The sequence below is a fragment of the Nocardioides sp. NPDC054178 genome (assembly GCF_055585005.1).
Window position 1 is genome coordinate 1,104,869 of sequence record NZ_JBVJKY010000002.1, and the last position, 24,666, is coordinate 1,129,534.

The following is a 24,666-nucleotide window of genomic DNA, read 5'->3' on the forward strand; positions in this document are numbered from 1 at the left end:
GCGGGTCAGATGCCGAGGTTGGAGAGGAGGCCGCCGACTACGGGGACGACGCCCAGCAGCAGGAAGGCGGGGAGGAGGCAGATGCCGAGCGGGACGGCGGCCTTGACGCCGACGGCGCGGGCGCGATCCTCGACCTCGGCGTGGGCGTTTCTGGTCAGGTCGTCGGCGAGGCGCTCGACCGTGACGGCGACCGGGGCGCCGGTCGCCTGAGCCCGGGCCAGGGCACGGCCCAACGGCGCCAGCGCAGGGTCGTCCACCAGCGTGCGCCACGTCTTCTCCGGATCGGCTCCCAGACGAAGTCGAGAAGCCGCCGGCAGGAGTCGGGCCGCGGCTGGACCGGGCAGCGCTGCCGCCACCGCCACCAGCGCCTCGGCCGGCGCCGCGCCGGAGGCGAGCGCAGCGGAGAGCAGACGAACCAGCGCAGGCAGCTCGGCCTTGGCCGCTTCCCGCTCGCGCCGGATCTCGGCGGGCTCGACCCGGCCGATGACCAGCCAGCAGACGACACCCGCCGGAGCGGCGAGTACGGCACCCGCGGTGCCTCCGACGAAGGAGTAGACGGCACCGGCGGCGAGCAGCGCCAGCAACGGCCGCCAGCGCATCATCCAGCCGTCAGGATCACCCCGCTCCGCAACGGCCGCGACCCGGTCGGGAAAGGCTGAGGCAGGCGCAGGCAGCAGCGCCGCCGCCAGCCCGAGCGCTACGGCAGCGACCCAGATGCTCATCTCGCCTCGACCCCGCGCGCGATGCCCTCGATCCACCACAGCCCCGACCAGCCGAGCAGCAGTCCGAGACCGAGGCAGGCCAAGCCGACCGGCGAACCGAAGAGGAACTCCAGCGGGTCGCCGCCGACGCCGCTGCCCATCGCCAGGGCAGCCACCGGCAGGCCCGCGATCAGGCGGGCGGTCGAGCGGGCCGAGCCGAGCTCGCCGTCGACGACCCGCTGGGTGGCGGCGGCCGCCCGCAGGTCGAGCGCCACCCGGTCGAGCGCGTCCGCGAGACCGCTGCCCGTCTGGTGGGCGATCTGCCAGGCGGCGGCGACCACGCGGAGCGATGCCGCCCCGGGAACCTCGGCGACCTGCCGCCACGCGGCGGGGACGTCGGAGCCCATCCGCTGCGCCTCCGCGACCGGCTCGATCACCGGCCATTCCACGGCGAGCTGCGTCAGCGCGGGACCGGGCGGGTGACCGGCCGCGAGCTCGGCGGCCATCTGCTCGCAGGCCTCGACGACGCGCTCGGCCGTACGCCCCGCCGCGATCCGCTCGCAGCGCCGCCGCCACAGGGCGACGCCACCGAAGGTGGCGATCCCGAGCAAGACAGCCGCGACGACCGCCTTGCCCGGGAAGACGATGGGGATCAGGGCGACCAGGAGGAACGTCCACCGCGGCACCCGCCACGCCCGCGACCGCGATCCGACCGCGGCTCGGGGGCGGAGCGTCAGAGCGGCGGCACCACCTGCCAGGCAGGCGACCAGCCCGAGGCTCAGCCCGCTCACCGGTCGGCTCCCAGCAGCGCTTCGAGCCGATCCGAGGCCGGTCCGGGGATCACGTCGCCATCGGCAGCCACCGAGAAGGCGGTCTCCATCCGGACCAGCCCGTCGGCCGCGCGGACCGGGACGGCGATCTCGGTCAGCACCCGACGGCCGTCACGTCGCCGCAGGTGCACGACCACGTCGACACCGGAGGCGAACTGGCTGTGCGCCGCCTCCCTGCCGAGTCCGGCGGCGAGCGCCAGCGCCTCGACCCGCGCCGGGACATCGGCGGCGGAGTTGGCGTGCAGCGTGCCGCAACCGCCCTCGTGGCCGGTGTTCAACGCGGCGAGGAGGTCGACGACCTCGGCGCCACGCACCTCCCCCACGACCAGTCGGTCCGGGCGCATCCTGAGGGCCTGGCGGACCAGCGTGTGGAGCTCGACGGCACCGGCGGCCTCGATGTTGGCCGGGCGCGCCTCGAGGCCGACCACGTGCGGATGGTCCGGGCGCAGCTCGGAGGCGTCCTCCACCAGCACCAGCCGCTCATGCGGCGGCACCAAGGACAGCAGCGACGCCAGCAGCGTCGTCTTCCCGGTGCCGGTGCCTCCGGAGACGAGGAACGCCGACCGCGCCAGCACGAGCCGGCGCAACAGCTCGGCCACACGGGGAACGACCATGCCCGAGGCCTCCAGCTCGGAGAGCGTGAACGCCCGTGCCGAAGGCACCCGCAGCGAGATCACCGTGCCGGGTCGCGCCAGCGGCGCGAGCACCGCATGGAACCGGCTGCCGTCGCCCAGCCTCAGATCGACATAGGGCGAGGCATCGTCCAGGCGGCGGCCCGCACCGGCCGCCAGCCGCTGCGCCAGCCGCCGCACCGCATCGTCGTCAGGGAACGCGACCGGAGCGGGCTCCAGGCCGGATCCGCGGTCGATGAAGACCTGATCGGGCCCGTTGACGAGGACGTCGGTCACTCCCGGCAACCGCAGCAGCGGCTCCAGCGGCCCCGCGCCGACCACGTCGCGGCGCAGCATCTCGAAGACCGCCAGCACGGTCGCGTCACCGACGATCCGCCCCTCCGCGCGGAGCGCCTCCTGAACCCGGTGCGGGGTGAGCTCTCCCGGCGTACGCGCCAGGTGGTCGCGGACGAGGTCGACGACCTGGGGCGCGATGTCGACGGCGCCGATCATGCCGCCGCCACCCCCGCCCGGAGCCGGCAGCGCGTCAGCACCTCGGCCGCGGCACGGGCCAGCGGCGCCCGCTTCGAGCGGATCGGCCCCAGGCCCAGGTCGATGGCCTCCGGGAGCCCACGCTGGTCGGACATCGACGCGATCACCGGGAGCCCGAGCGCCCGCCCGACGGCCTCCGGCTCGACGGCGCGACCGCGGACGACGACCCGCACCCGATCCCGCTCGGGAAGCCGCGAGACCAGCCGGGCGGCGGAGGCCGTGCCGGTGACGTTCGCCCGCACCACGACGAGGACGATGTCGCATCCGGTCAGCAGCGCCTCCGCCCCGGCGTCCGGCTCGCGGGGCAGGTCGACCACGACCAGGTCGTGACCACGACGGGCGGCAGCGAGCACCTCGCGCACGACCTCCGGCGTCGGCGGGACCGCGTCGCCACCCGGCCAACCCAGCAGGCCGAGCGACCCGACGTGTGGCACCGCCTCACGCAACGCTCGCGCACCCAGTCGCCCGGCGGTCTGCCCGAGGTCGCCCCAGGTCACCCCGGGCACCTCCTCGAGCCCGAGCACCCGCCCGACTCCGGGGCCGAGCCGGTCGGCATCGATCAGCAGCGTCGTTCCGCGATCGGCGCCCAGGCTGGCCAGGGCCGCGGCGTACGTCGTCGCGCCCGCACCACCTGACCCAGCCACCACGCCCACGACCAGACCTAAACCGCCTTCACCGTCACCGATGTCGGCGAGCAGCCCGGCGACGGCGGCCTCGGCCGAGGGCAGCTCCAGCAACGTCTCCGCGCCGATCTCCAGCGCGGCCCGCAGCAGCGGCTCGCCGGTCGATCCCCACCCCACGACATAGACCCCGTCCCGACGAGGCGGGCGCAACGACGCCACCTCCGTGAGGAGATCGGCGCCGACGAGGATCAGGGGTGGTCTCTGCCATCGGCGCAAGGCGCCGACGGCGTCGGTGCACTCCTCGACGGTGACGCCCGAGGCCGCGGCCAGACGGGCCGTCTCGGCGGCCAGCAGCGAGTCCGAGGTGATGACAAGAGGTTCCGAGGTCATGGCAGCAGGATCCGCCGAGGCACGGACAATTCCACCCGCAAATCCGGCACCTGTGGATAACCCGGTCCCGAACCCGCCCTGTGGAGAGTGATCGGCCCACCCAAGGGCCGTCTACGATGTGCCCATGACACGCATCGCTGCGTTCTTCGATCTCGACAAGACGATCATCGCGAGGTCGAGCACGCTTGCGTTCTCCAAGCACTTCCAGGCCGGCGGCCTGATCACCCGCGCGGCCATGATCCGCTCGGCCTACACGCAGTTCGTCTACGTCGTCGGCGGTGCCGACCACGACCAGATGGAGAAGATGCGCAAGGCGCTCTCCGAGATGGTCACCGGATGGGACGTGGCGACCGTCAAGGAGATCGTCGCCGACACCCTCCACAACGTTGTCGACCCGCTCGTCTACGAGGAGGCCGTGCAGCTCATCGAGCAGCACCACGCCCAGGGGCACGACGTCATCATCGTCTCCGCCTCCGGCACCGAGCTGGTCGAGCCGATCGGCGCGATGCTCGGCGCCGACCACGTCGTGGCCACCCAGATGGAGATCGAGGACGGCCGCTACACCGGCGAGATCGCGCTCTACGCCTACCGCGAGGAGAAGGCCCGCGCGGTCCAGCAGCTGGCCGAGCGCTTCGGCTACGACCTCGAGCAGTCGTACGCCTACTCCGACTCAGTCACCGACCTCCCCATGCTGGAGGAGGTCGGTCACGCGTTCGCGGTCAATCCCGACAAGGACCTCCGCAGGGCCGCCAAGGAGCGCGGCTGGGACATCCTGGTGTTCAACAAGCCGGTCGCGCTGCGCAGCCGCGTGCTCACCCCGTCCACGCCGACCCTGGCCGCGCTGGCCGTCGGCGGCGCCGTCGCGATCGCCGGCGGGGTCATCTGGGCGGGCGCGAAGCGCCGCCGCCTCGGCGCCTGACGCGCCTCGGATCCTGAGCCGAGCAGAAGCCGCATCATCCTCCTCATCCCGCAGAATTTCCAGGGTTGAATCTGGCCGCCGATCAGCGTAGAAACAGAGACGTAACAAGACGTACACGAGTGACAGGCACCCACGCGGCGATCCACCCATCTGATGGGGTGCTGTAGCCGGGGAGAAATCCCGGCGCAGTGACCAGACCTTGCACGCTTGGTAACCAGAAACGCTCGTGTCAGCGGTGGCACCCGGTGCTCACAACCCACCGGGTGCCACCTGCTTTTGCCGGACTACTCGGCCGCGTCCAGGCGCAGCGGCGAGGCCTCGGCCCCGGCGGCGTACGCCTCGGCCGCGTAGAGCAGCCACGAGTGCGCCCCGGCCTGGCCACCCTCACGGAAGCCGCGCAGGTTCGACTCGTAGGCGGCCCGCAGCGCCAGATGGCCGGCCTCGGGCACGACCAGCGACTTCTCGTCCACGCCGCGCGCGACCAGGACGAGCCGCTCTGCGGCACGCGCGACCAGTCCGTTGTGGGACGCGAACGGAGCAGCGGTCGCCAGATCGGCGTGCGCGAACGCGGCCACGACCAACGCCGGCGCCGACGTCGGCGCGAGCAGCAGGTCGGAGAGATGCCGCAACCGCTCAGCGGCGGCCGAGGAGCGTGGCCGCCCCAGCTCCTCTGCCTCCAGCGAGGCCGCGGCGGCCAGCGCGTGCAGCCGTGCGAACGCCTGCAGGGGCGCCTGCTTCACCACCGGCACCAGCGAGAGCAGCTCGGTCGAGAGCCGCACCGCGTCCTTTGCGATCGCGTCCCCGCCGGAGGCGCGGACCTCACCCAAGGACGACGAGGACCCTTCCAGCACGGCCGAGGCGTGCGCACCGCGCAGCAGCGACTCGGCGGTGGTCTCCGGGGACGTACGCCGCAGTCCCCGGTCACGCAGCATCACGTCGATACCGTCACGAGCTGCGGCGAACCCCGAGGCCACACCTTCGAGCGACACCAACCGGGCCAGCGGATCATCCTTCACACGATGAAGCCTAAGCGGGGGTTACCCTGGCCACGATGACGGACCCAGCCAACCCCGATCCGGCACGCTCCTTCGGAAGCGTGGCGGACAGCTATGACCGCGGGCGCCCGTCCTACCCGGTGGACGCGGTGAAGTGGCTGGTCGGCGAGGAGCCGTGCTCGGTCCTCGAGCTGGGCGCAGGCACCGGCAAGCTCACCGAGGTGCTCGTCGGCCTGGGCCACGACGTCTTCGCGACCGACCCGGACGACGCGATGCTCGACATCCTCTCCGAGAAGCTCCCCGACGTACGCGCCACCAGCGGCACCGCCGAGCAGATCCCGACCGGCGACAGCCTCTACGACGTGGTCGTCGTCGGTCAGGCGTTCCACTGGTTCGACCACGCCAAGGCGCTGGCGGAGATCGGCCGGGTGCTGCGTACGGGCGGACGGCTCGCCGTGGTCCAGAACGAGCGTGACGAGCGGATCCCCTGGGTGCGCAAGCTCGGCAGGCTGATCGGCAAGCACGACGGTGGCTTCGACCCGACCCCGATCCTCGACGACTCCGCACTCTTCTCCGCCGTGGAGGCGCAGACGTTCCGGCACTGGCAGATCGTCGACCGTCACTCGATCCAGGACCTGGCCCGGTCGCGCTCCAACATCGCCACCCTCCGGCCGGAGGCCCAGGAGCAGAAGCGGAGCGAGGTACTCGCGTTCTACGACGGCTACGGCCGTGGCATGGACGGCATGCAGCTGCCCTACAACTGCCGCGCCTGGCGTACGCAGGTGCTCCCGCAGGCGCAGGTCAAGCAGACCGTCGAGACCGTCGAGACCGACGAGGACCCGGAGCCGCAGGTGCCGCTGGCCAAGCGGACCGACACCGCCGTACGCCTCCCCCGCGTCATCACCGATCCCGAGAACGGCGACGACGACCTGCTCATCGACTTCCGGTGAGCGGGTCCCGCGGGCGCGTGGTGGCGGCGTCGCGCCTCGGGTCGATCAGATCGAAGCTCTGGATGACCCAGAAGATCGTGAAGCAGGCCAGCAGCGAGATCTCGGTCGCCAGCAGCCAGTAGGTCCAGCCGGTCAGGCCCAGCACGATGCCGGCCGCCAGCAGCACCACCATCGCCACGACCAGCGCCCAGTAGGTCTTGTCGAGCCGCGTACGCGCCTTGTCGGCCTCGCGCGCGATCTTCCGCACGCCCCAGTCGGTGTTGAGCACGACCGCCAGCGCGAACGGCGTGAAGGTGAACACGGCCGCGAGCCCGTGCGCCTTCGTCGCGAAGCTCTCCTGGTCGATCAGCAGCCAGCCCACCCCGACAAGCCACGCCGCCGCGACCGAGACCAGGCCGATGGCACCCCAGCGCGACGGCCAGGCGCCGGCGGCGGCACGCTTGCGGAGCCCGAAGATCAGCACGACCACCCAGCCGATCGCCATCACCGCCAGGTAGCTCCAGGCGTTGTTGACGATCGCCGCCTTGTCGATCTGCTCCCCGATCTCCGGGGTCGGCACGAAGCCGACCATCGGCGCCGAGAGCCCGGCGAGGTTGAGCGCGGTGTCCTCGGCGTCGGTATAGCCCCGCAGCACCACCAGACACACGCCCAGCGCACACAGCACCGCGGTGAAGACCGGGCCTGCCGGGGTGTAGTAGTAGGACGAGATCGAGGTCTCCCACTCCCCGCTCGTGATCGTCTGGGCGCCCACCGAGATCGCGAGCCCCGCGAGCAGACAGCACAGAGCGAAACGGACATAGCGGTACGTCGTGACCTCGGTCGTCATACGCCCGAACGTAGCGGGATCCGGCCGCCCTCGCGGCCCTATTCAGCAGCGCGTCCGAGACCCGCTCCAATCGTTCACCGAGCAATCTCGAGGAACGCATAGCGTGACGTACGCCACATCGGATAACGTAAATCGAATCCGGATCCCCGCCGGTTTCGATAAATCCTCCGTCGCTCCCTACGATGCGCGCGTGAAGATGACGATCAAGTGAAATCCTTCGCCCCGAGCCGACGATGTCTTGGGATGCGCCCACGGACGCGTTAGCGTCCCAGCGAAGCCGCATATCTCTGCCGTAGCCCCACCACCATCACCGCTCGGGCGATGCCTCCTGCGGAAAAAGTGAGGTCGACATGTCCACCGTGACATACCTCGAGGACGGCCCTTCCGTCCTCTCCCTGTACGAAGGTTTCTTCGCCGGTGGCGCCCGGATCCTGCACACCGCAGTCGTCCGCGCGCTCGACGCCACCACGCCTCAGCGACACAGCGTGCTGAGCCTCAGCGACCGCGTGCAGCGGGAGTTCACCGCCCAGCGGATCTCCTCCGACAACTCCTACCGCCGCCTCACCTCGGCCGGCGTGCCGGTGCGGGCCTTGAGACGTACGCCGACGGGCCCCATCACCACCAGCCAGCTCAAGCGCGTGGCGCAGTCGGTGGCGAAGGCCGACGTGGTGCTCTCCCTCAAGGAGCAGCCGCTCACGGTGCTGGGCAGGGTCGGCACGTCCGGGACGCCGCTGATCACGTGTCTGCACCGATCCGACCCGGAGCACCAGGGGGCGGGCGTACAGGAGCTCATCGACCTCGACCGGGCCGGGCTGCTGACCGCGGCGGTGTGCTGTGCGGAGTCGACGCAGCGGGCCTACCACGAGGCGACCGGGATCCCGCTGGAGCGGCTGCCGGTGCTGCCCAACGGGGTCGATCTCTACAAGTTCCGCACCGACGCCGAGCTGCGCGCCGGCAAGCGGGCCGAGCTCGGCGTGGACGGCGACGCACCCGTGGTGATGATCGCGGCGCGCTTCGACGAGATGAAGAACATCCCGCTCTTCGTCCGCGCCGCGCGCCGGTTCGTCCAGGAGCACCCCGACGCCCACCTCGTCATGTGCGGCGCCGGGATGACCGCGGAAAACCCGGCCTTCGCGGCGCTCGTCAGCGAGGAGCTCGGCGCCTGGCCGGCGCTGGAGACCAACCTGCACGCCCTCGGGATCCAGAGCCAGATGGCGCCGCTCTACAACGCCGCCGACCTGATCACGCTGACCTCGGCGTTCGGCGAGGCCGCCCCGCTGTGCCTGCTCGAGGGGATGGCCTGCGGCGCGGTCCCGGTGACCACGCCGGTCGGCGACGCTCCGGCCATGGTCGGCGACCCCCGCCTGGTGGCGTCCTTCGACCCGGCCGAGATGGCCGAGTCCTGGAAGGCCGCCTTCGCCCAGCGCGAGGAGCACTTCGAGCGCATCTTCCGCAACCGGCAGCGTCTCTCCGAGCAGCGGCTCTTCGACGCGTACGCCCGGCTCATCAAGGAATCCGCCGACACGGCACTGATCCCGGTCGCGGTCTGAGACGAGCGCTGGTCGAGCCCCGTGAGCGGGGCTCGACCAGCGGAGGCGGATCAGTAGATGGTCACGCCGTAGGCGTTGACGGCTTCACGAACGGGCTGGAAGAAGGTCGTGCCGCCGCTGCTGCAGTTGCCGGACCCGCCCGAGGTGATACCGAGGGCCTTCGTGCCGTCGTAGAGCGCACCGCCGGAGTCACCCGGCTCGGCGCACACGTTGGTCTGGATCAGACCGCTGACCCGGCCGGCGCCCTGGTAGCGGACGGTCACGTTGAGCGCTTGGACGGTGCCGGTGTGGACGCCGGTGGTGGAGCCGTCACGGGTGACCTTCTCCCCGACATACGCATCGGCGACCGAGAAGCCGCCGGGGTGCGAGAGCGAGGCGTTGTCGTAGCGGACCAGGGCGTAGTCGTTGCCCGGGAAGCTCGAGGAGACCGTCGGGCCGATCAGGGTGGACTGGGACGAGTTGGCGTACCAGGTCGGAACCTCGTCACCGCAGTGCCCGGCGGTGATGAAGTAGTAGCTGCTGCCGCTCTGCACGTTGAAGCCCAACGAGCAGCGGTAGCCGGAGCCGTAGATGGCGTCGCCGGCGCCGAGCAGCGTGGTGAACGTACCGGTGGTGCGCTTGATCGTGAGCGCGTCTGCGCCGGCGGCCTTCGTGATCTTGGCCAGCTCCCCCTTCGAGACGGTGGAGTCGGCGGTGACGACCACCTTGCCGGTGGCTGCGTCGGTGTACCAGGCGATGCCGGACACAGCTGACTTGTCGACGGCGGAGCTGGCCGCGGCGAGGGCCTTCGGACTGAACTCCTTGTGGTCCGGTGCAGCGAGCGCCGGCGTGGTGGCAGCGGTGGCTGCCAGACCGAGACCGGCGAGGGCTGCGGCCAGACGGGTGCGGGACGTGGTGAACCTCATGTGTTCCTCCTACGAACGACCAGGAACCCGCGTGGTTGCGGGCGCCAGGAGTGCCCGACCACCGCGATGTGCCCGAGCACGACCTTCTCGGGAGTATGTCGGCGGGTCAGCCGGTCGACCATGCGGAGGAAGAAAATTTCACCGTCAGGGCGAAATCATTACCAAACGGGGCATAGGCCTGTCAGTAGAGGTTCACGTCGTAGGCGCGGAGAGCCTCGCGGACGGGCTGGTAGAAGGTGGTGCCGCCCGAGGAGCAGTCGCCCGAGCCGCCCGAGGTGATCCCGAGGGCGGTCGAGCCGGCGTAGAGCGGGCCACCGGAGTCGCCCGACTCGGCGCAGATGTCGGTCTGGATCATGCCGCGGACCGTGCCGGACCCGCGGTAGCGGACCGAGACGTCGAGCGCCTCGACCCGGCCGGAGTGCACGCCGGTCGACGAGCCGTCGCGGGTGACCCGCTGGCCGACGCGCGCGTCACCGGCGGTGTAGCCGCCGCCCGGGTGGCTCAGCGAGGTGTTGCCGTAGCGCACCAGGGCGTAGTCGTTGCCCGGGTAGCTCGACTTGACGGTCGGTCCGATCCGGGTCGTCTCAGAGGAGTTGGTGTACCACGTCCCGACCTCCTCGGCGCAGTGGCCGGCGGTGAGGAAGTAGTGGGTGCCGCCGCTGCGTACGTTGAAGCCGAGCGAGCAGCGGTAGCCGCCTCCGTGGATGGCGTCACCCGGACCGAGGAACGGCTTGAACTCGCCCTCGGCGCGCTTGAGCGTGACCGCGTCGGCATCGACGCCGGCGGCCTCGGTCAGCCGGCGCAGGGCGCCCCGGGGGACGGTGGAGTCGGCGGTCACGACCACCGTGCCGGTGGCCTCGTCGGTGTACCACGCGATGCCGGACAGCGCGGACCTGTTGACCGCGGAGTCGACGGCGGAGTAGGCGGCCGCGAGCGCCCTGGCGCTGCGCTTCTCCCCCGGGGGCGCGGCGACCGCCGGAGCGGCCGCGGCGGTAGCCGCCAGACCTAGACCGACCGCTGCAGCGAGCAGACGGTTACGTGACCTGGTGAACCTCATACGTTCCTCCACCGCGATGTGCCCGAACACGACCACAGTGAGTATGTCGTTCTAGATGCCTCATCGGCCAGTCGTTGGCAAAAAACTTTCGTAGTTCGACGAAATTTCGTACGCCGCGGGGCAACGTGGCTCAAACCACGTCACCCCGCGGCTTACTCGTGCGTGATCAGTGACACTCCGTCAAGGGTGCTCGATCAGTAGATGGTGGCGCCGTACACGCTGAGCGCCTCCGTCACCGGCTGGAAGAAGGTCGTCCCGCCGCTGCTGCAGTTGCCCGAGCCACCGGAGGTCAGACCCAGGGCGGTCGAACCGGAGTAGAGCGCGCCGCCGGAGTCACCGGGCTCGGCACACACGTTGGTCTGGATCAGGCCGCTGACGGTGCCCTCGGCGTAACGGACGCTGGCGTTGACCGCGGTCACGGTGCCGGTGTGGACACCCGTGGTCGAGCCGTCACGGGTGACGCTCTGGCCGACCCGCGCAGTGCCCGCGGTGAAGCCGCCGGTCTTCGAGATGGACGAGTTGTAGCGGACGATGCCGTAGTCGTTGCCCGGGAAGCTCGAGCCCGCGGTCGAGCCGAGCAGCGTGCTCTGCGAGGAGTTGGCGTACCAGGTCGAGACGTCGTTGGTGCAGTGGCCCGCGGTCAGGAAGTAGTCGGCGCCGCCGACCTTGACGTTGAAGCCGAGGGAGCAGCGGTAGCCGCCCCCGTAGATGGCGTCACCCGCGCCGATGAGCGGGGTGAACTCCCCCTTGGTGTGCTTGACGGTCACGGCCTCGTCGCCCTGGCTCGTCTTCTCGGCGGCCGCCTCCTTCACCTCGGCGATCTCGGCCGCGGAGACGGTCTCGTCGACCGTGACGACGACCTTGTTGGTGGCCGGGTCGGTGTACCACGACGAACCGACCGGAGCGGACTCGGCGACAGCCGACTTGACCGATGCGACCTCGGCCTTGCTGAACTCGGCGTCCGCGGCGGCTGCCGGGACGGCGACGGCGGCGGAGGCCGCGAGACCCACACCCGCGGCGAGCGCGGCGAACGTGCGGGGACGGAAGTTGGTGCGTTGGAACCTCATACGTCTCCTCCTGGGGGAAAGGCCCGCGTGTTGCGGGCTTCCGCACCCGAAACCACGGGTTTCGCGGTTTACCGGGGGCGGGTAACTGAGTTTCGTGTTCTTTCCCTTGCCCCGCACCACATTCGATTCCCCAAGAATCTGCATTGCAAAGACTCGTTCTTCGAATTCCTGCAATGCAGCAACACGCGATTCCGCAGGGTTTTCGGCGGGCCGCCCACAGAAGAGGATGGGGTAAGCATTGCCAAGTTGTAGGTGCCCGGGTCCGGAGCCGCGTACGGTGGGTATCCGTGTTCATCTCGCTGCGCGAGCGGGAATTCGGGCGGGATTTCGCCCGTCTTCCACACCTTCGGCGTGGCGACCGTTGATAGATGGTAGACAAACCCCATGCCGTATCCGCCGCCCCCAGGCTCCCCCGGTTCGGGCGCGCCTGACGAGCCGCAGAAGCAGCCTGCCCCTTTCGACTACAACGAGCGCCTGATCGGGCTCTCCGAGGAGACGGGAGGCGACCGGCCGGCGTTCAATGCCCGCAAGGAGCGCGCCGGCCGGGGCGGCCCGCTGCGCCAGGTCCTGACCATCGCCGTCTCCCTCGGGCTCGTGGTCGTGTGCGGGGTGGTCGTCTACGCCCTCTTCACCCGCGGGGACGACGCCGCCACGACCGCCGGAGTGCCATCGGCGAGCGGCACGTCCTCGGCCGGCAGGACACCGAGCGGGTCCCCGAGCCAGGGCGGCGGGAGCTCCGACGTCAGCGGCGAGGCCAGCGGCCGACCCGGGTGGCCCGGCACCAGCTCACCGGCCGACCCCAGCGACGGCGCCACCTCGCGTTCGACCATCGGCCCCGAACACCTGTCCAAGGCCGACGTCCCGCGTCCGTGGAAGTTCACCTACGGCGACGTCACGCTCAAGGCCCGCTACCTGAGCGGCAAGGACTACTCCGGCTGCAAGGCGACGCTCAAGCCCGCGATCCGCAGCCTCGGCTGCGACTACGCGGTGCGGGTCTCCTACAAGGCCCAGCGGGGCAACCTGCGGATGACCCACTTCATCTACGACTTCAGCACCGTCGAGGCCGCCGGGAAGGCCGCCGCGAAGATCGAGCCACGGCACGTGATCCCGCCCGCCGAAGCCTCCCTGCCCGACTACACCCAGGGCTGGTTCAAGGTGAAGGACTACGGCAAGTACGTCGTCTACACCATGGTCACGGCCAGCGACGGCATCACCGTGGACCAGGGCAAGGAGTACACCTCCTACGGCAACACCGATCTCGGCGCGGAGATCCTCTTCCGGATGTGAGCCCGGCTCAGGGTGTCACCTGGTCCGCTGATCCGGGTGAGGCTCCGACCGTGGGCGACGGCTCGGTCGAGGCGCTGCCGCTCTCGCTCGGCTGCGCCGAGGGCGAGGAGCTCGGTCCGGTCGAGGTCGACGGCTCGGCGCTCGGCTCCTCCGTCGTGGCCGGTTCGGACGGCTCGGCCGACTCCGAGGGCTCGGTGCTCGTGCTCGCGGACTCCGAGGGGGTCACGGTGGCGCCCGGCGACGGATTCTCGCGCTGCTCGCCGTCGCCCTGGTCCGAGCCACCCCCGGTCACCCGGGAGATCGTCGTGCCGCCGTCCCCTCCTCGCGTGATCGAGCTGACGCTGCGCCCGGCCAGCAGCTCGAAGACGGTGATCACGGCGATCACGACCAGGAACATCGCCAGCGAGAGCAGCGCGATCCGCTTCCAGGGCAGCGTCTTGAGGCGCTCCCGCCACGACGGCATCGGCTCGGCGTCGCCGTCCCCCTCGGCCATCTCCGCCGCCTCGGCCACGGAGTCCGAAGCCGGCTCGGTCGCGGGCTCCGAACCGGTGCGTACGCCGGCGAGACCGGCCGCCCGCCACCGGGCCAGGACCTGGGCGCTGGTCACCTTCTGGTGGCTCTTCGCGAGCCACTGCGAGTAGAGGTTGGTGCCGATCGTGGCCGCGACGCTGCCCATCGCCGCCCCGACGAGGGTGCCGACCGCACCGAGGGTGGAGAGGAGCAGGGCGGAGGTGACGGCGGCAAGGGCGCCTGCGGTGGTCGCGATCCAGTCGATGCGGGATGGTTTCGTTGCTCGGGTATCACTGGAGGGCGGGGTGCTGCTCATTGGGCCCAGATTAACTCGCGACCCGACGCTACCGGGGGCAACTTGACGCAGATCACCCTTGAGCCAGGTCACGCTCCAGAGCGCCCGCACCGGACATCAGGGTGGCGACGACGCTCGGCAGGGATTCCTTGTCGTAGCGGACGCTGGGCATGGAGATCGACATCCCCGCCACGACGTCTCCTCCGGCGCCACGGACAGGGACGCCGACGGCGACCACGCCACGCTCGGAGCGGCCGTCGTTGAAGGCGAAGCCGTTGCGGCGTACGCGCTCGAGCTCGGTGCGCAGCGCGTCGATGTCCGGGCGATCGGCCAGATGGCCGGCGTACCTCTCCCGGGAGTAGATCGAGGCGATCTCGTCGTCAGAGATCTGGGCCAGGAGCAGGAGGCCGGCGGTGGTGCGGTGGGCGGGGAAGACCATGCCCTCGCGGGAGCCGACCTTGAGCGACTGGGGCGACTCGACCGAGGCGATGAACCGGCAGGTGTCCCCGGCACGCACGGCGACGTTGGCGGACTCGCCGAGCAGGTCGACCAGGCGCTGCAGATGGGGCATCGCGACCTGGCGCAGCCGGGATGCGGTCGAGCGCGAGTGGGCGGCCAGCTCGAGCACCGGCCCGGCCCGGTAGACCTTGTCCTCGTCCTGGACCGCGAAGTCGCGGTAGACCAGCATCGCGAGCAGCCGGTGGGCGGTGGAGCGGGCAACGTCGAGCCGGGCCGCTGCCTCCGAGACGGTCAAGCGGCCTTCGAGCTGAAGGATCGCCGCCAGCTTGAGCGCGTGGTCGACGCTGGTGATCGCATACGGGGGCCGTGTCTTCAGCGGCTTGTCCATCCCACCTCTTCCTGATCACATCAAACCTGGCACCTATCGCCTGGCTTCGCAGGAGATTCACCGAGCCGAGTGTTCTGTATAACAGAATTATTGGTTCTGTCACGCCTGGAACCAGCACGCTGTGACCATGACCACCACGTCCGTGCCCTCCACATCCGCCTCGCCGGTGAGGCTGACGGCCGTCGAGGCCGAGAACCAGCCCACCGTCACTCCCGAGCTCGAAGCGCTCTACCGCGGCTTCGAGCAGGAGCTCCTGGTCCCCCTGTGGACCGAGATCGGCGACCTGATGCCGACCCACCCGCACAGCCGCGCCGTCCCGCACCTGTGGAAGTGGGACAACCTGGTCGAGCTGGCCGGCCGCGCCGGCGAGATCGTCCCCGTCGGCCGGGGCGGTGAGCGCCGCGCGATCGCGCTGGCCAACCCGTCCCTCGGCGGGCGCCCGTTCGCGACGCCGACGCTGTGGGCCGCGATCCAGTACCTCATGCCCGGCGAGGACGCTCCCGAGCACCGCCACACCCAGCACGCCTTCCGCTTCGTCGTCGAGGGCTCGGGTGTCTGGACGGTCGTCGGCGGCGACGCGGTGCCGATGAACCGCGGCGACTTCCTGCCGCAGGCCGGCTGGAACATGCACGCCCACCACAACGCCACCGACAAGCCGATGGCCTGGATCGACGGGCTCGACATCCCGTTCCAGTACGCCACCGAGTCCCAGTTCTTCGAGCTCGGCCGTGACGAGATCTCCTCGGCGGAGCGGGTCACGCCCGACCGCTCCCGCTCCGAGCGGCTGTGGGGCCACCCCGGCCTCTCGCCGGTCGCGCTCACGCACACCGCTCCCGGCAGCCCGCTGCTCTCCTACAAGTGGGAGTTCACCGACCGGGCCCTGGCCGACCAGCTCGCGCTCGAGAAGGAGGGCTACGGCGGCACCGTCGAGCCCGGCCACGCGGCGGTCCGCTACACGAACCCGGCCACCGGCGGGGACGTGCTGCCGACGATGCGCGCCGAGCTCCACCGCCTCACCACCGGGTCCGAGACCGCGCCCGTGCGCGAGACCGGGTCGAGCGTCTACCAGGTCTTCGACGGTTCCGGCGTCGTCACGGTGGGTACGAAGTCCTGGACCGTGTCGCGCGGTGACCTGTTCGTGGTTCCCTCGTGGGAACCGTTCTCGGCCAGGTCCGAGGCGGGCACGACAGACTCGGACTCCGGGTCTCTGGACCTCTTCCGCTTCTCCGACGCGCCCGTCTTCGAGGCGCTCCACCTCCACCGCACCCAGAAGGACTCCTGATGCCCAAGCTCGCCACCATCCGCACCGCCGACGGCACCCGCGGGGTCCGGCTCGACGGTGATCAGCTCGTGGACCTCGGCTACCCCGACGTGGGCGCGTACCTCGCCGCCGGTTCGCCCGACCTGCCTCGAGACCCGGTGACGTACCCGGTCGAGGCCGCGAGCTTCGCGCCGGTCGTGCCGCAGCCCAGCAAGGTCGTCTGCGTCGGGCTCAACTACCGCAGCCACATCGAGGAGATGGGCCGTGACCTGCCCGAGTACCCGGTGCTGTTCGCGAAGTTCGCCGACACCCTGACCGGCGCGAACGACCCGGTGACCAAGCCCGCCGAGACCGAGCAGCTCGACTGGGAGTGCGAGCTGACCATCGTGATCGGCACGACGGTGCGGCACGCCGACGAGGAGCAGGCCGCCGCCGCGATCGCCGGCTTCACCGCCGCCAACGACTACTCGGTCCGCGACTGGCAGTTCCGCACCCGCGAGTGGCTGCAGGGCAAGATGTGGGAGGCCACCACACCGGTCGGCCCCTACGTCGTCACCCCTGACGAGCTGCCCGGCGGCGTACGTCCGGAGCTGGCCACGCTGCTGACCGTCGACGGGGTCGAGAAGCAGAGCGCGAACACCTCCGACCTGGTCTTCGACCCGGTCGACCTGGTGCGCTACATCTCCACCATCACCACGCTGCGCCCCGGCGACCTGATCCTCACCGGCACCAACGGCGGGGTCGGGCACGCCCGGGCTCCGCAGGAGTTCCTGTGGGGCGGCGAGACGGTCGAGATCACCATCGAGGGCATCGGCACCCTCACCAACACGATCGTGAAGGGCTGATCGCGATGTCCGTCCTGATCGACGCCACCCCGATACGTACGTTCGGCGACGCCCGCCGCTGGGTCACGGAGGGCACGGCCCTGCTGACCGGCGCGATCGACGGCCTCGCCCCGGCCGACTACGACGCCGACTCGCAGCTGCCGGGCTGGACCCGCAAGCACCTGGTCGGCCACGTCGCCGCCAACGCCGACGCCCTCGGCAACCTGCTCTCCTGGGCCGAGACGGGCGTGGAGAAGCGGATGTACGCCTCCACCGAGCAGCGCAACGCCGACATCGAGGCGGCCGCGACGCGGCCGGCCGAGGAGCTTCGCGCCTGGTATCTCCGTGGCGTCGGCGAGCTCGAGGCGACCATGGACCGGCTCACGCCCGAGCAGTGGGACCACGAGGTGATCACCGCCCAGCTGGTCACCCGCCGGGCGAGCGACGTCCCCTGGATGCGCGCCCGCGAGGTCTTCGTCCATGCCGTCGACCTCGGCGTCGGGATCACCTTCGCCGACCTGCCCGACGACTTCCTGCTCGCCCTCGCCGACGAGATCCGCACGAAGCGGGGGCTCTCCGACGACGACCTGCGCGGCGTCGAGGGCTCGCTGCCCGACGTCGCCGCCTGGCTCGCCGGGCGGCCGCACGCCCTCGCCGAGGCACCGGAGCTGGGACCATGGCTGTGACGCGCTCAGGGACCGACGTGATCGTGGTCGGGGGCGGCATCGGCGGGCTCTCCGCGGCGTACGCCCTGGCCCGTCGGGGTGTACGGGTCCGGGTCCTGGAGCAGGCCTCCGCCTTCGGCGAGGTGGGGGCCGGCATCCAGCTCGCGCCCAACTGCACCCGCATCCTCGACGACTACGGCCTCCTGGCGGAGGCCCGGTCGCTCGGTGTCGTGCCCGACGCGATGGTGATGCGGGACGCCGTCTCCGGCGAGGAGCTGACCCGGCTCGACCTGCGCGACATGGAGCGGCGCTACGGCTACCCCTACCTGGTGATCCACCGCTCCGACCTGCACGCGATGTTCCTGCGGGCGGCCGAGCGCTCGGGCGTGGAGCTGGTGACGGACGCCAAGGTCGTCGACTACACGGCCGGCCCGGACGAGGCGACCGTCCAGCTCGCGGACGGCTCGACCCAGACCGCGCCGATCGTGATCGCCGCCGAGGGTCTGCACTCCCCCGCACGCTCCAAGTTCGTGGGCGACCAGCCGGTCTCCTCGGCGTACGTCGCCTACCGCGGCACCATGCCCACCGGCTCCGGGCGCGGGGCCGAGGTCGACCTCTCCGAGGTCGTCGTGCATGTCGGCCCGGACTGCCACTTCGTCCACTACGGCCTGCGCGGCGGCGAGCTGCTCAACCAGGTCGCCGTCTTCGAGTCGCCCAAGGCGCTCGCGGGCGAGGAGGACTGGGGCACGCCGGACGAGCTCGACGCCGCCTTCGCCGCGACCACCCCGTTCATCCAGGACGGCCTGGCGCACATGTGGCGCGACAAGTGGTGGCGGATGTACGACCGCGACCCGATCGACCGGTGGGTCTACGACCGGGTCGCGCTGCTGGGAGACTCCGCGCACCCGCCGCTGCAGTACATCGCCCAGGGCGCGATCATGGCCATCGAGGACGGCTGGGTGCTCGGCGAGCACGTCCGCCGGCTCCGCACCGAGGACGGCTCGGTCGACTGGGACGCCGCCCTCGCCGCCTACCAGGCCGTACGCCCCCAGCACTGCCGCCGCGTCGTGGAGACCTCCCGCAGGTGGGGTGTCCTCTGGCACCTCCACGGGCGGGCCCGCGAGCAGCGCAATGCGCTGCTCCTGGCGCGGGAGACCGGGGACTACACGATGATCGACTGGCTCTACTCGACCACGGCGCTCACGCCCGGGGACGAGCCGGAGATGTTCCGGCCGATCCCGCTCGAGACCGCGGACGCGTCGCTGGTCTGAGCCTGGCCGGGGTCAGCTCCAGCGCGCGAGCTTGTCGGGGTTGAGGACGATCCAGACGTCGGTGACCCGGCCGCCGGCGACGCGCAGGTTGGCGACTCCGCGGTGGGCGCCGTCCTCGACGAGCGTGAACCCGAGGCCGTCGGCGGTGGCCTCGGTGCGGATCGTCCAGGTCGGCCGCTTGGTGAGCACGCCCAGCAGGAACCGCGCGACCTTCTCCGGACCCTCGATCGGGTTGCGGGCCGCGCTGACCCGACCGCCACCGTCGGAGCGGAGCGTCACCGAGGGGTCCAGCAGGGTCACCAGGCGACCGAGGTCGCCGCCGGCGGTGGCCGAGACGAAGGCGCGGACGACGTCGTCGTGCTCCGGCAGCGGGGCGACGTCGACGCGCTGCTCGGCGACCCGGCGTCGTGCCGAGGTGGCGAGCTGCCGCACCGCTGCCGGGGAGCGGCCGACCACCCCGGCGATGTCGCCGAACGGGACGGCGAAGATGTCATGGAGCACGAACGCGACCCGCTCGGCCGGGGTCATCGCGTCGAGCACGACGAGCAGCGCGGTGCTCACCGTGTCGTCCAGGGTCGCCCGGTCGGCCGGGTCCTCGGGGGCAGCGAGGAAGCCCGGCCGGACCGGCTCGGGCAGCCAGGGCCCGACGTACCTCTCCCGGCGCGAGCGCGCCGACTTGAGCACATCGAGGCAGACCCGGCTGGTCACGCGGCTCAGCCAGCCGGCCGGGTTGTCGATCGCCGCCCGCTCGTCGTCGGAGAGGCGATACCACCGCAGGTAGGTCTCCTGGACCGCGTCCTCGGCCTCCTCGAGCGTGCCGAGCAGCCGGTAGGCGAGCGCGATCAGGCGACGGCGCTCGATCATCACCTCGCCCAGGTCGTCCATGTCAGGCATCGTGGCATCTCCTCCGGGGTCCACCAGATGTGACGAGCCGGACAGCGCGAATGTGAGGTGGCGACCTCACATTCGTCTCGGACGTCTCGTCAAGCAGTGTGAATGCCCGCGCTGTGGCGGGCCGACCCGAAGGACCCCGATGCTCGCCAACGTCAACGTGACCAAGCTGTTCCCCGCTGCGTACAAGGCCCAGATGGCCGTCGAGGAGGCGGTCGAGGAGGCCATCACCGTCGCCGGCGTCGACCGGCTCACCGTCGACCTCGTCAAGCTCCGCGCCTCGCAGATCAACGGCTGCGCCTTCTGCCTGCGGATGCACACCCAGGACGCCCTCAAGAACGGCGAGACCACCGACCGTCTCGCCCTCGTCGCCGCCTGGTGGGAGTCGCAGCACTTCACCCCCGAGGAGCAGGGCGCGCTCACCATCGCCGAGCAGATCACCCGCATCGGCGACCTGCACACCGCCGCCGCTCCCCGGGTCGACGTCGAGAGCATCCTCGACGCCAAGCAGATCGCCGCCCTCACCTGGGTCGCGATCGCCATCAACACCTGGAACCGCATCGCCATCTCCAGCCACTACCCCGTCGCCCCCTGATCGACGGCGGGACGAGGTAGTCCGGGACATTTCTGCCCGTTACCGGCGGGTAGATGGGCGGGAACGTCCCGGACTAATTTTCGGCTGCTACCGATCGCGGCGGGGGCGTACGAGAGAATTGCGGAACCGCGGGGAAACGCTTCTCCCACGGGATTCTTTATGCGGGCAGGGGACCCATGACGACACCGACACCACCGCCACCGTCGCAGCCGGACGGGTACGGCGCGATGCCTCCGGCGCCGAACCTCGGGGCCCAGCCCGGGCGGCCGGCGAACGAGGACCCGGTCGCCCCGGGAGGACCGCCGCCGGAGAGGCCGCACAACCCCTGGCCCATCGTCATCGGTCTCGGTGCGATCGCCGTGGTGCTGGTGATCGGCGTGATCATCACGGCCGCGATCGTCCTTCTCAGCGGCGCGGAGGACCCGACGGCCAAGCCGGGGCCGCTGACGGTGACGGCCACGCCGAGCACGTCGGCGACCGCTCCTGCCCCCGGCGGGCTGGCCGCGGACCTGTTCGAGGGCGACTGGAGGTTCAAGCTCGGCGACGTGAGCATGAACGCGACGTACGTGGCCTCGCAGGACTATCCGGACTGCGGCCCGATCGCGTCGGCGGCCCTGGAGAGGAAGGGCTGCGAGTACGCCGCGATGGGGATCCACGACGCCGAGGGCGGCAAGCTGCGGATGCTCCGGGTCATCTACGTCTTCGACACCGAGGAGGAGGCGACGGCGGCCGCGGAGTCCGTGAAGGAGACCGACTTCGACCTGCCCACCGGCAGCCTCATCGCGGACGACGTGATCGGCAAGTGGGTCGCCAAGGACTCCTCCAAGGCGGTCGTCGTCGGCTTCGTGACCGCGCAGAAGGGCGTCCCCGAGACGACCGTCGACGACTACCTCCACTACGGCACCGCCGACATCGCAGGTGCCCTGATCTTCATGGACCTGTAGGCCGGGCGAGGCGGCGATGACCCTCCAGCACCGAGTCCAGTACGTCCTGGACGAGCTTGTCGACGGCGGTGCCGAGACCGGGCTGCAGGTCGCCGTCGAGCATCGGGGGCGCCGGGTCGTGGACGCGGTCGCCGGCGTCGCCGACAGCGGGACCGGACGGCCGGTGACCCCGGAGACGCTGTTCTTCAGCTTCTCGACCGGCAAGGGGATGGCCGCACTGATCGCCCATCTCCTCGTCGGCAAGGGCCTGATCGGCTATGAGACGCGGGTCGCGGAGGTGTGGCCGGAGTTCGGCGCGCGCGGGAAGGAGTCCGCGACGCTGCGCCACGTGCTGACCCACACCGTCGGCGTGCCCGCGATGCCCGGCGGGCTCGGACCCGGTGACCTCGCCGACTGGAACCGGGTCTGCACGGCGCTCGCCGAAGCGGCTCCGCTGTGGCCCCCGGGCACGCGGACGGGCTACCACTCGTTCACCTTCGGCTTCCTGATCGGCGAGGTCGCCCGCCGGGTCACCGGGATGCCGATGGGCCGGCTGCTGGAGGACTGGGTCGCCGCTCCTCTGGGGATCACCGGCGAGGTGCACTTCGGCGTCCCGCCGAGCGACCTCACCCGGCTCGCGCGGCTCGAGGACGCTGCGCCGGCGCCGGCCGAGGCCTCGGATCCGGACGGGATCCTGGCTCCCTGGGAGCGGCAGCCCCGGGCGTCGATGGGCAACGACCCGCGGTTCGTCGGCGCCGATGTCCCGTCGGTGGGCACCTTCACGGCACGAGGGATCACGACCGCGTACGCCGCGATGCTGGACGGCCGGCTGATCGCCCGGGAGCAGCTCGAGGAGCTGTCGGCGGTCGCCTTCGAGGGGACCGACCAGGTCTTCGGCAACCCCGCCCGGCTGGCGCTCGGCTATCCGCTGGGACGCCTCGGCTGGCCCGGTGGAGGAGGCAGCCATGCCTATGCGGAACCCGCCACCGGGATCTCGTTCGCGATCACCAAGAACCGCCTCGCCCCCGACTTCGGCACCGCGCAGCGCCTCGCCGACCTGGTGACCGCCGAGATCGGGCCGCCGGCCTGACCGTCGCCGGAGTTCACCCGAGGTTTCTGAGTATTCGAACGCGTTTGGTCCAGCGCACACGGCGGACTCATACCGTCGGTAGGCGTGTCCCCCACTGCCTCGGACGGTCTCGCCAAGCTCGACCACCGATGGCGGGCCGTCGTGCCCGCGGTCGCGCTGTGCGGCGTGATCGCCGCCGCCATCAGCTTCCTGGTCCCGACAACCGCCTCGGCCGGCCCGACCGTCAAGGTCGCCCAGGCGGCGCCGGTGCAACCCGGGTTCCAGCGCTTCGCCTGGCTCAACGCCTGGGCCGACCACCACACCGCGCCCGGCGGCGTTGCTGCCGGACGGCTCGACGGCGTGCCACGGATGCGGATCGTGGTGGGTCACCTGCGGCGTACGGTCATCGACTTCGGCGTCCTCGCCGAGGTGGAGGCGCCGCAGCGGGAGGCCTTCGAGTCCTTCGGGCGGGAGTACGCACTGGTCTCCACGCCCGACGCCACCGACGACGCGGTCTTCTTCCGCCGCTCGGTCTTCCGACTGGTCAGCAAGGACACGGTCACCCTCTACTACCGCCACGGCGCCCGCGTCAGCGCGCCGGTGGTCGTGCTGGAGGAGCGTTCCTCGGGACTGCGCGTCGGGGTCCTGCCCGTCCACTTCCCGGCGAGCATCGAGTCCGCTCCCCGGCAGAAGAAGTGGCGCGACCTGAACGCCCGGATCGTCAAGGACGTGGTCGCGCGCGCCGAGGTGCCGATGGTCGTGGCCGGCGACTTCAACCAGCGCAACGACATCCTGTGCGACCTGACCTCGCCTGGGACCGGTCTGATGAGCCCGCTCGCGACGCACGAGCAGTGCGCCACCGCCGGCCGGGCGCCGATCGACCAGGCCTTCCTCAGCCCGTCGCTGCAGCCCGACCGCTACAAGGTCTACTCCGGGCCGTCGGCCCGTCGCGCCACCGACCACGGCGCGTTCTACCAGGTCAGAGTGCGGCTCTCCGACATCGCCTGAGCCCTCAGAAGTACGTCCGGACCAGCTCGGTGACGGTGTAGTCGAGGTCGACGACCGGGATCAGCCGCCACTTGTCGAACGCCGTGCACGGGTGCGAGATCCCGAAGCTGACCAGGTCGCCCGGCCGAAGTCGGGCGTCGGTGCGGAGGAAGGCGTGCTGGTCGGCCAGCTTCTCGACGGTGCCTGCGAGCGCCTCGGCACCGCCGAAGCCGTTGCGCCGCACCGCGAGCGGGACCGGCAGACCGTTGTCATAGGGCGCGTCCCGCCTGCCCATGCCGACGATGACCAGCCCCTCCTCGGGGGCCGAGACCACCTGGGCCCACACCTCGATGGCCGGGTCCAGGGCGCCCGGGATGCGGTGGTAGGGCGTGGTGCCGGCGTAGAGACCGTGGTCGTGGGTGACGTAGGTCCCGCTGCGCAGCACCTTGCGCGGCGTCATGCCGTCCGGCCACCCGGAGGCCCAGCGATCGGCGAGCACGTCGAAGAAGGCGCTGCCACCTGCGGAGACGATCGCGTCGGCACCGACGAGGCCTTTGATGAACAGTGTCGAGGCGAGCTCCTTGAGGCGGTCGAAGTAGTCACCGACCGCGTCCGCCGTCTCCAGCCCGCCCTCGTAGCCGGCCACCCCCGCCAGGAGTACGCCCGGCGTGGAGTCGACCAGCCGCGCGAGTCCGACGGCCTCCTCGACGGAGCGGCAGCCCGTGCGCCCGCCCGGGAAGCCGAGGTCGATCAGCACGGCCAGCGGCCGGTCCTCGACGCCGACCAGGGCCGAGGCCTCCGCCGCCGCCTCGACGCCCTCGGCCGAGTCGACCCAGTGCAGGTGGAGGAACTCCGGGTCGGCCGCCCGCTCGGAGGCCACCCAGCTCAGCGCGCTGTGGTCGAGGATCTCGTTGGCGACCAGGACCCGGCGTACGCCGGCATGACGGGCGACCAGCGCCTGGCTGGGTGAGGCGACCGTGATCGCCCACGCGCCGGCGTCCAGCTGCCGCTGGTAGAGCGAGGGCGCCATCGTGGTCTTGCCGTGCGGCGCGAGCAGCAGGCCGTGCTCCTCCGCGAAGCCCGCGAGGGTCGCGATGTTGTGCTCCAGCGCGCTCTTCTTGAGCACCATCGCCGGCCAGGTGAACGAGCCGTCGAAGAGGTTGCGGCCGGAGGCTGCGTACGTGGTGAGATCGACGGCTTCTCCCGGCTCCCAGAAGCCCTTGTCCGCCCAGGTCACATGATCGTCCATCGGGACCGAACCTACC

General features: G+C 71.2%; 25 protein-coding genes. 12 read left to right on the forward strand and 13 right to left on the reverse strand.

What is annotated here, in order from left to right; genetic code table 11:
• Positions 1-5: 5 nt before the first annotated feature.
• The 4 genes from ACZ6WN_RS11975 to ssd are packed head-to-tail and all read right to left on the reverse strand — an operon-like array spanning position 6 to position 3,707.
• Positions 6-722: a type II secretion system F family protein gene (locus ACZ6WN_RS11975; protein WP_465864854.1), complete on the reverse strand. Its 717-nt coding sequence runs from the start codon at positions 720-722 to the stop codon at positions 6-8.
• Positions 719-1,492: a type II secretion system F family protein gene (locus ACZ6WN_RS11980; protein WP_465864855.1), complete on the reverse strand. Its 774-nt coding sequence runs from the start codon at positions 1,490-1,492 to the stop codon at positions 719-721. Before ACZ6WN_RS11980 ends, ACZ6WN_RS11975 begins: the two co-directional genes overlap by 4 nt.
• Positions 1,489-2,655 carry a TadA family conjugal transfer-associated ATPase gene (locus ACZ6WN_RS11985; protein ID WP_465864856.1) on the reverse strand — a complete coding sequence of 389 codons (1,167 nt, stop codon included), beginning with the start codon at positions 2,653-2,655 and terminating at the stop codon, positions 1,489-1,491. Before ACZ6WN_RS11985 ends, ACZ6WN_RS11980 begins: the two co-directional genes overlap by 4 nt.
• Positions 2,652-3,707, reverse strand: coding sequence for a septum site-determining protein Ssd (gene ssd / locus ACZ6WN_RS11990; RefSeq protein WP_465864857.1), 1,056 nt, complete (start codon positions 3,705-3,707; stop codon positions 2,652-2,654). Before ssd ends, ACZ6WN_RS11985 begins: the two co-directional genes overlap by 4 nt.
• Positions 3,708-3,831: 124 nt before the next feature.
• Between ssd and ACZ6WN_RS11995 the strand changes: the two genes are divergently transcribed.
• Positions 3,832-4,626, forward strand: a complete 795-nt coding sequence (locus tag ACZ6WN_RS11995) for an HAD family hydrolase (protein ID WP_465864858.1) — start codon at positions 3,832-3,834, stop codon at positions 4,624-4,626.
• Between the two features lie 284 nt (positions 4,627-4,910).
• Here ACZ6WN_RS11995 and ACZ6WN_RS12000 read toward each other — a convergent pair whose 3' ends face one another.
• The gene (locus tag ACZ6WN_RS12000) at positions 4,911-5,642 is read right to left on the reverse strand and encodes an oxidoreductase (RefSeq protein WP_465864859.1); all 732 of its coding nucleotides are present in this window, start codon (positions 5,640-5,642) and stop codon (positions 4,911-4,913) included.
• Positions 5,643-5,677: 35 nt separating this feature from the next.
• Between ACZ6WN_RS12000 and ACZ6WN_RS12005 the strand changes: the two genes are divergently transcribed.
• Complete coding sequence (locus ACZ6WN_RS12005) at positions 5,678-6,571, forward strand: class I SAM-dependent methyltransferase (RefSeq protein ID WP_465864860.1); 894 nt, start codon at positions 5,678-5,680, stop codon at positions 6,569-6,571.
• On the opposite strand, the gene ACZ6WN_RS12010 is transcribed toward ACZ6WN_RS12005, so the two are convergent.
• The gene (locus tag ACZ6WN_RS12010) at positions 6,555-7,397 is read right to left on the reverse strand and encodes a hypothetical protein (protein ID WP_465864861.1); all 843 of its coding nucleotides are present in this window, start codon (positions 7,395-7,397) and stop codon (positions 6,555-6,557) included. The genes ACZ6WN_RS12005 and ACZ6WN_RS12010 overlap by 17 nt on opposite strands.
• A 350-nt stretch (positions 7,398-7,747) precedes the next feature.
• On the opposite strand from ACZ6WN_RS12010, the gene ACZ6WN_RS12015 reads away from it, so the two are divergent.
• On the forward strand, positions 7,748-8,947 hold the full coding sequence (locus ACZ6WN_RS12015; RefSeq protein WP_465864862.1) for a glycosyltransferase: 1,200 nt from the start codon (positions 7,748-7,750) through the stop codon (positions 8,945-8,947).
• Between the two features lie 50 nt (positions 8,948-8,997).
• On the opposite strand, the gene ACZ6WN_RS12020 is transcribed toward ACZ6WN_RS12015, so the two are convergent.
• The 3 genes from ACZ6WN_RS12020 to ACZ6WN_RS12030 all read right to left on the reverse strand — a co-directional run bounded on the left by ACZ6WN_RS12020 (position 8,998) and on the right by ACZ6WN_RS12030 (position 11,976).
• Entirely contained in the window at positions 8,998-9,852 is an 855-nt protein-coding gene (locus ACZ6WN_RS12020; RefSeq protein WP_465864863.1) for a S1 family peptidase, read from the reverse strand.
• Positions 9,853-10,033: 181 nt separating this feature from the next.
• Entirely contained in the window at positions 10,034-10,909 is an 876-nt protein-coding gene (locus ACZ6WN_RS12025; RefSeq protein ID WP_465864864.1) for a S1 family peptidase, read from the reverse strand.
• Between the two features lie 194 nt (positions 10,910-11,103).
• Positions 11,104-11,976, reverse strand: coding sequence for a S1 family peptidase (locus tag ACZ6WN_RS12030; RefSeq protein ID WP_465864865.1), 873 nt, complete (start codon positions 11,974-11,976; stop codon positions 11,104-11,106).
• A 384-nt stretch (positions 11,977-12,360) separates the two neighbouring features.
• Here ACZ6WN_RS12030 and ACZ6WN_RS12035 point away from each other — a divergent pair, with 384 nt between their 5' ends.
• Positions 12,361-13,263, forward strand: a complete 903-nt coding sequence (locus ACZ6WN_RS12035; RefSeq protein WP_465864866.1) for a hypothetical protein — start codon at positions 12,361-12,363, stop codon at positions 13,261-13,263.
• Positions 13,264-13,270: 7 nt separating this feature from the next.
• On the opposite strand, the gene ACZ6WN_RS12040 is transcribed toward ACZ6WN_RS12035, so the two are convergent.
• Both ACZ6WN_RS12040 and ACZ6WN_RS12045 read right to left on the reverse strand, forming a co-directional pair.
• Positions 13,271-14,089, reverse strand: coding sequence for a hypothetical protein (locus ACZ6WN_RS12040; RefSeq protein WP_465864867.1), 819 nt, complete (start codon positions 14,087-14,089; stop codon positions 13,271-13,273).
• Positions 14,090-14,141: 52 nt separating this feature from the next.
• Positions 14,142-14,915: an IclR family transcriptional regulator gene (locus ACZ6WN_RS12045; RefSeq protein WP_465864868.1), complete on the reverse strand. Its 774-nt coding sequence runs from the start codon at positions 14,913-14,915 to the stop codon at positions 14,142-14,144.
• Positions 14,916-15,042: 127 nt separating this feature from the next.
• Here ACZ6WN_RS12045 and ACZ6WN_RS12050 point away from each other — a divergent pair, with 127 nt between their 5' ends.
• Genes ACZ6WN_RS12050 through ACZ6WN_RS12065 form a run of 4 tightly spaced genes read left to right on the forward strand, consistent with a single transcriptional unit; the run spans position 15,043 to position 18,936 of the window.
• The gene (locus ACZ6WN_RS12050; protein WP_465864869.1) at positions 15,043-16,197 is read left to right on the forward strand and encodes a cupin domain-containing protein; all 1,155 of its coding nucleotides are present in this window, start codon (positions 15,043-15,045) and stop codon (positions 16,195-16,197) included.
• Positions 16,197-17,021, forward strand: a complete 825-nt coding sequence (locus ACZ6WN_RS12055; protein ID WP_465864870.1) for a fumarylacetoacetate hydrolase family protein — start codon at positions 16,197-16,199, stop codon at positions 17,019-17,021. The genes ACZ6WN_RS12050 and ACZ6WN_RS12055 overlap by 1 nt, the downstream gene beginning before the upstream one ends.
• A 5-nt stretch (positions 17,022-17,026) precedes the next feature.
• A complete protein-coding gene (locus ACZ6WN_RS12060; protein ID WP_465864871.1) occupies positions 17,027-17,686 on the forward strand; it encodes a maleylpyruvate isomerase family mycothiol-dependent enzyme in 660 nt (219 codons plus the stop codon).
• Complete coding sequence (locus tag ACZ6WN_RS12065) at positions 17,677-18,936, forward strand: FAD-dependent oxidoreductase (RefSeq protein WP_465864872.1); 1,260 nt, start codon at positions 17,677-17,679, stop codon at positions 18,934-18,936. The genes ACZ6WN_RS12060 and ACZ6WN_RS12065 overlap by 10 nt, the downstream gene beginning before the upstream one ends.
• 12 nt (positions 18,937-18,948) lie before the next feature.
• Here the strand turns inward: ACZ6WN_RS12065 and sigJ are convergent, their stop codons facing one another.
• A complete protein-coding gene (gene sigJ, locus ACZ6WN_RS12070; RefSeq protein ID WP_465864873.1) occupies positions 18,949-19,830 on the reverse strand; it encodes an RNA polymerase sigma factor SigJ in 882 nt (293 codons plus the stop codon).
• Between the two features lie 139 nt (positions 19,831-19,969).
• On the opposite strand from sigJ, the gene ACZ6WN_RS12075 reads away from it, so the two are divergent.
• The 4 genes from ACZ6WN_RS12075 (at position 19,970) to ACZ6WN_RS12090 (ending at position 23,422) form a co-directional block, all read left to right on the forward strand.
• On the forward strand, positions 19,970-20,422 hold the full coding sequence (locus ACZ6WN_RS12075) for a carboxymuconolactone decarboxylase family protein (protein WP_465864874.1): 453 nt from the start codon (positions 19,970-19,972) through the stop codon (positions 20,420-20,422).
• 176 nt (positions 20,423-20,598) lie between these two features.
• Entirely contained in the window at positions 20,599-21,366 is a 768-nt protein-coding gene (locus tag ACZ6WN_RS12080) for a hypothetical protein (RefSeq protein ID WP_465864875.1), read from the forward strand.
• Positions 21,367-21,382: 16 nt separating this feature from the next.
• Positions 21,383-22,435, forward strand: coding sequence for a serine hydrolase domain-containing protein (locus ACZ6WN_RS12085; protein ID WP_465864876.1), 1,053 nt, complete (start codon positions 21,383-21,385; stop codon positions 22,433-22,435).
• A gap of 84 nt (positions 22,436-22,519) precedes the next feature.
• Entirely contained in the window at positions 22,520-23,422 is a 903-nt protein-coding gene (locus ACZ6WN_RS12090) for an endonuclease/exonuclease/phosphatase family protein (RefSeq protein ID WP_465864877.1), read from the forward strand.
• A 4-nt stretch (positions 23,423-23,426) separates the two neighbouring features.
• Here ACZ6WN_RS12090 and ACZ6WN_RS12095 read toward each other — a convergent pair whose 3' ends face one another.
• Positions 23,427-24,650 (reverse strand): alanine racemase, encoded by a 1,224-nt coding sequence (locus ACZ6WN_RS12095; RefSeq protein ID WP_465864878.1) that lies wholly within the window; start codon positions 24,648-24,650, stop codon positions 23,427-23,429.
• Positions 24,651-24,666: the final 16 nt, after the last annotated feature.

What these genes read in the sequence shown, in the direction of transcription:
- ACZ6WN_RS12035 (WP_465864866.1), top strand. Translation starts at nt 12,361, where the DNA reads ATGCCGTATCCGCCGCCCCCAGGCTCCCCCGGTTCGGGCGCGCCTGAC.
- ACZ6WN_RS12095 (WP_465864878.1), bottom strand. Translation starts at nt 24,650, where the DNA reads ATGGACGATCATGTGACCTGGGCGGACAAGGGCTTCTGGGAGCCGGGA.
- ACZ6WN_RS12015 (WP_465864862.1), top strand. Translation starts at nt 7,748, where the DNA reads ATGTCCACCGTGACATACCTCGAGGACGGCCCTTCCGTCCTCTCCCTG.
- ACZ6WN_RS12030 (WP_465864865.1), bottom strand. Translation starts at nt 11,976, where the DNA reads ATGAGGTTCCAACGCACCAACTTCCGTCCCCGCACGTTCGCCGCGCTC.
- ssd (WP_465864857.1), bottom strand. Translation starts at nt 3,707, where the DNA reads ATGACCTCGGAACCTCTTGTCATCACCTCGGACTCGCTGCTGGCCGCC.
- ACZ6WN_RS12085 (WP_465864876.1), top strand. Translation starts at nt 21,383, where the DNA reads ATGACCCTCCAGCACCGAGTCCAGTACGTCCTGGACGAGCTTGTCGAC.
- ACZ6WN_RS12040 (WP_465864867.1), bottom strand. Translation starts at nt 14,089, where the DNA reads ATGAGCAGCACCCCGCCCTCCAGTGATACCCGAGCAACGAAACCATCC.
- ACZ6WN_RS12010 (WP_465864861.1), bottom strand. Translation starts at nt 7,397, where the DNA reads ATGACGACCGAGGTCACGACGTACCGCTATGTCCGTTTCGCTCTGTGC.
- ACZ6WN_RS12005 (WP_465864860.1), top strand. Translation starts at nt 5,678, where the DNA reads ATGACGGACCCAGCCAACCCCGATCCGGCACGCTCCTTCGGAAGCGTG.
- ACZ6WN_RS12055 (WP_465864870.1), top strand. Translation starts at nt 16,197, where the DNA reads ATGCCCAAGCTCGCCACCATCCGCACCGCCGACGGCACCCGCGGGGTC.
- ACZ6WN_RS12065 (WP_465864872.1), top strand. Translation starts at nt 17,677, where the DNA reads ATGGCTGTGACGCGCTCAGGGACCGACGTGATCGTGGTCGGGGGCGGC.
- ACZ6WN_RS12060 (WP_465864871.1), top strand. Translation starts at nt 17,027, where the DNA reads ATGTCCGTCCTGATCGACGCCACCCCGATACGTACGTTCGGCGACGCC.
- ACZ6WN_RS12045 (WP_465864868.1), bottom strand. Translation starts at nt 14,915, where the DNA reads ATGGACAAGCCGCTGAAGACACGGCCCCCGTATGCGATCACCAGCGTC.
- ACZ6WN_RS11975 (WP_465864854.1), bottom strand. Translation starts at nt 722, where the DNA reads ATGAGCATCTGGGTCGCTGCCGTAGCGCTCGGGCTGGCGGCGGCGCTG.
- ACZ6WN_RS11985 (WP_465864856.1), bottom strand. Translation starts at nt 2,655, where the DNA reads ATGATCGGCGCCGTCGACATCGCGCCCCAGGTCGTCGACCTCGTCCGC.
- ACZ6WN_RS12020 (WP_465864863.1), bottom strand. Translation starts at nt 9,852, where the DNA reads ATGAGGTTCACCACGTCCCGCACCCGTCTGGCCGCAGCCCTCGCCGGT.
- ACZ6WN_RS12025 (WP_465864864.1), bottom strand. Translation starts at nt 10,909, where the DNA reads ATGAGGTTCACCAGGTCACGTAACCGTCTGCTCGCTGCAGCGGTCGGT.
- ACZ6WN_RS11995 (WP_465864858.1), top strand. Translation starts at nt 3,832, where the DNA reads ATGACACGCATCGCTGCGTTCTTCGATCTCGACAAGACGATCATCGCG.
- ACZ6WN_RS12080 (WP_465864875.1), top strand. Translation starts at nt 20,599, where the DNA reads ATGACGACACCGACACCACCGCCACCGTCGCAGCCGGACGGGTACGGC.
- sigJ (WP_465864873.1), bottom strand. Translation starts at nt 19,830, where the DNA reads ATGCCTGACATGGACGACCTGGGCGAGGTGATGATCGAGCGCCGTCGC.
- ACZ6WN_RS12075 (WP_465864874.1), top strand. Translation starts at nt 19,970, where the DNA reads ATGCTCGCCAACGTCAACGTGACCAAGCTGTTCCCCGCTGCGTACAAG.
- ACZ6WN_RS12050 (WP_465864869.1), top strand. Translation starts at nt 15,043, where the DNA reads ATGACCACCACGTCCGTGCCCTCCACATCCGCCTCGCCGGTGAGGCTG.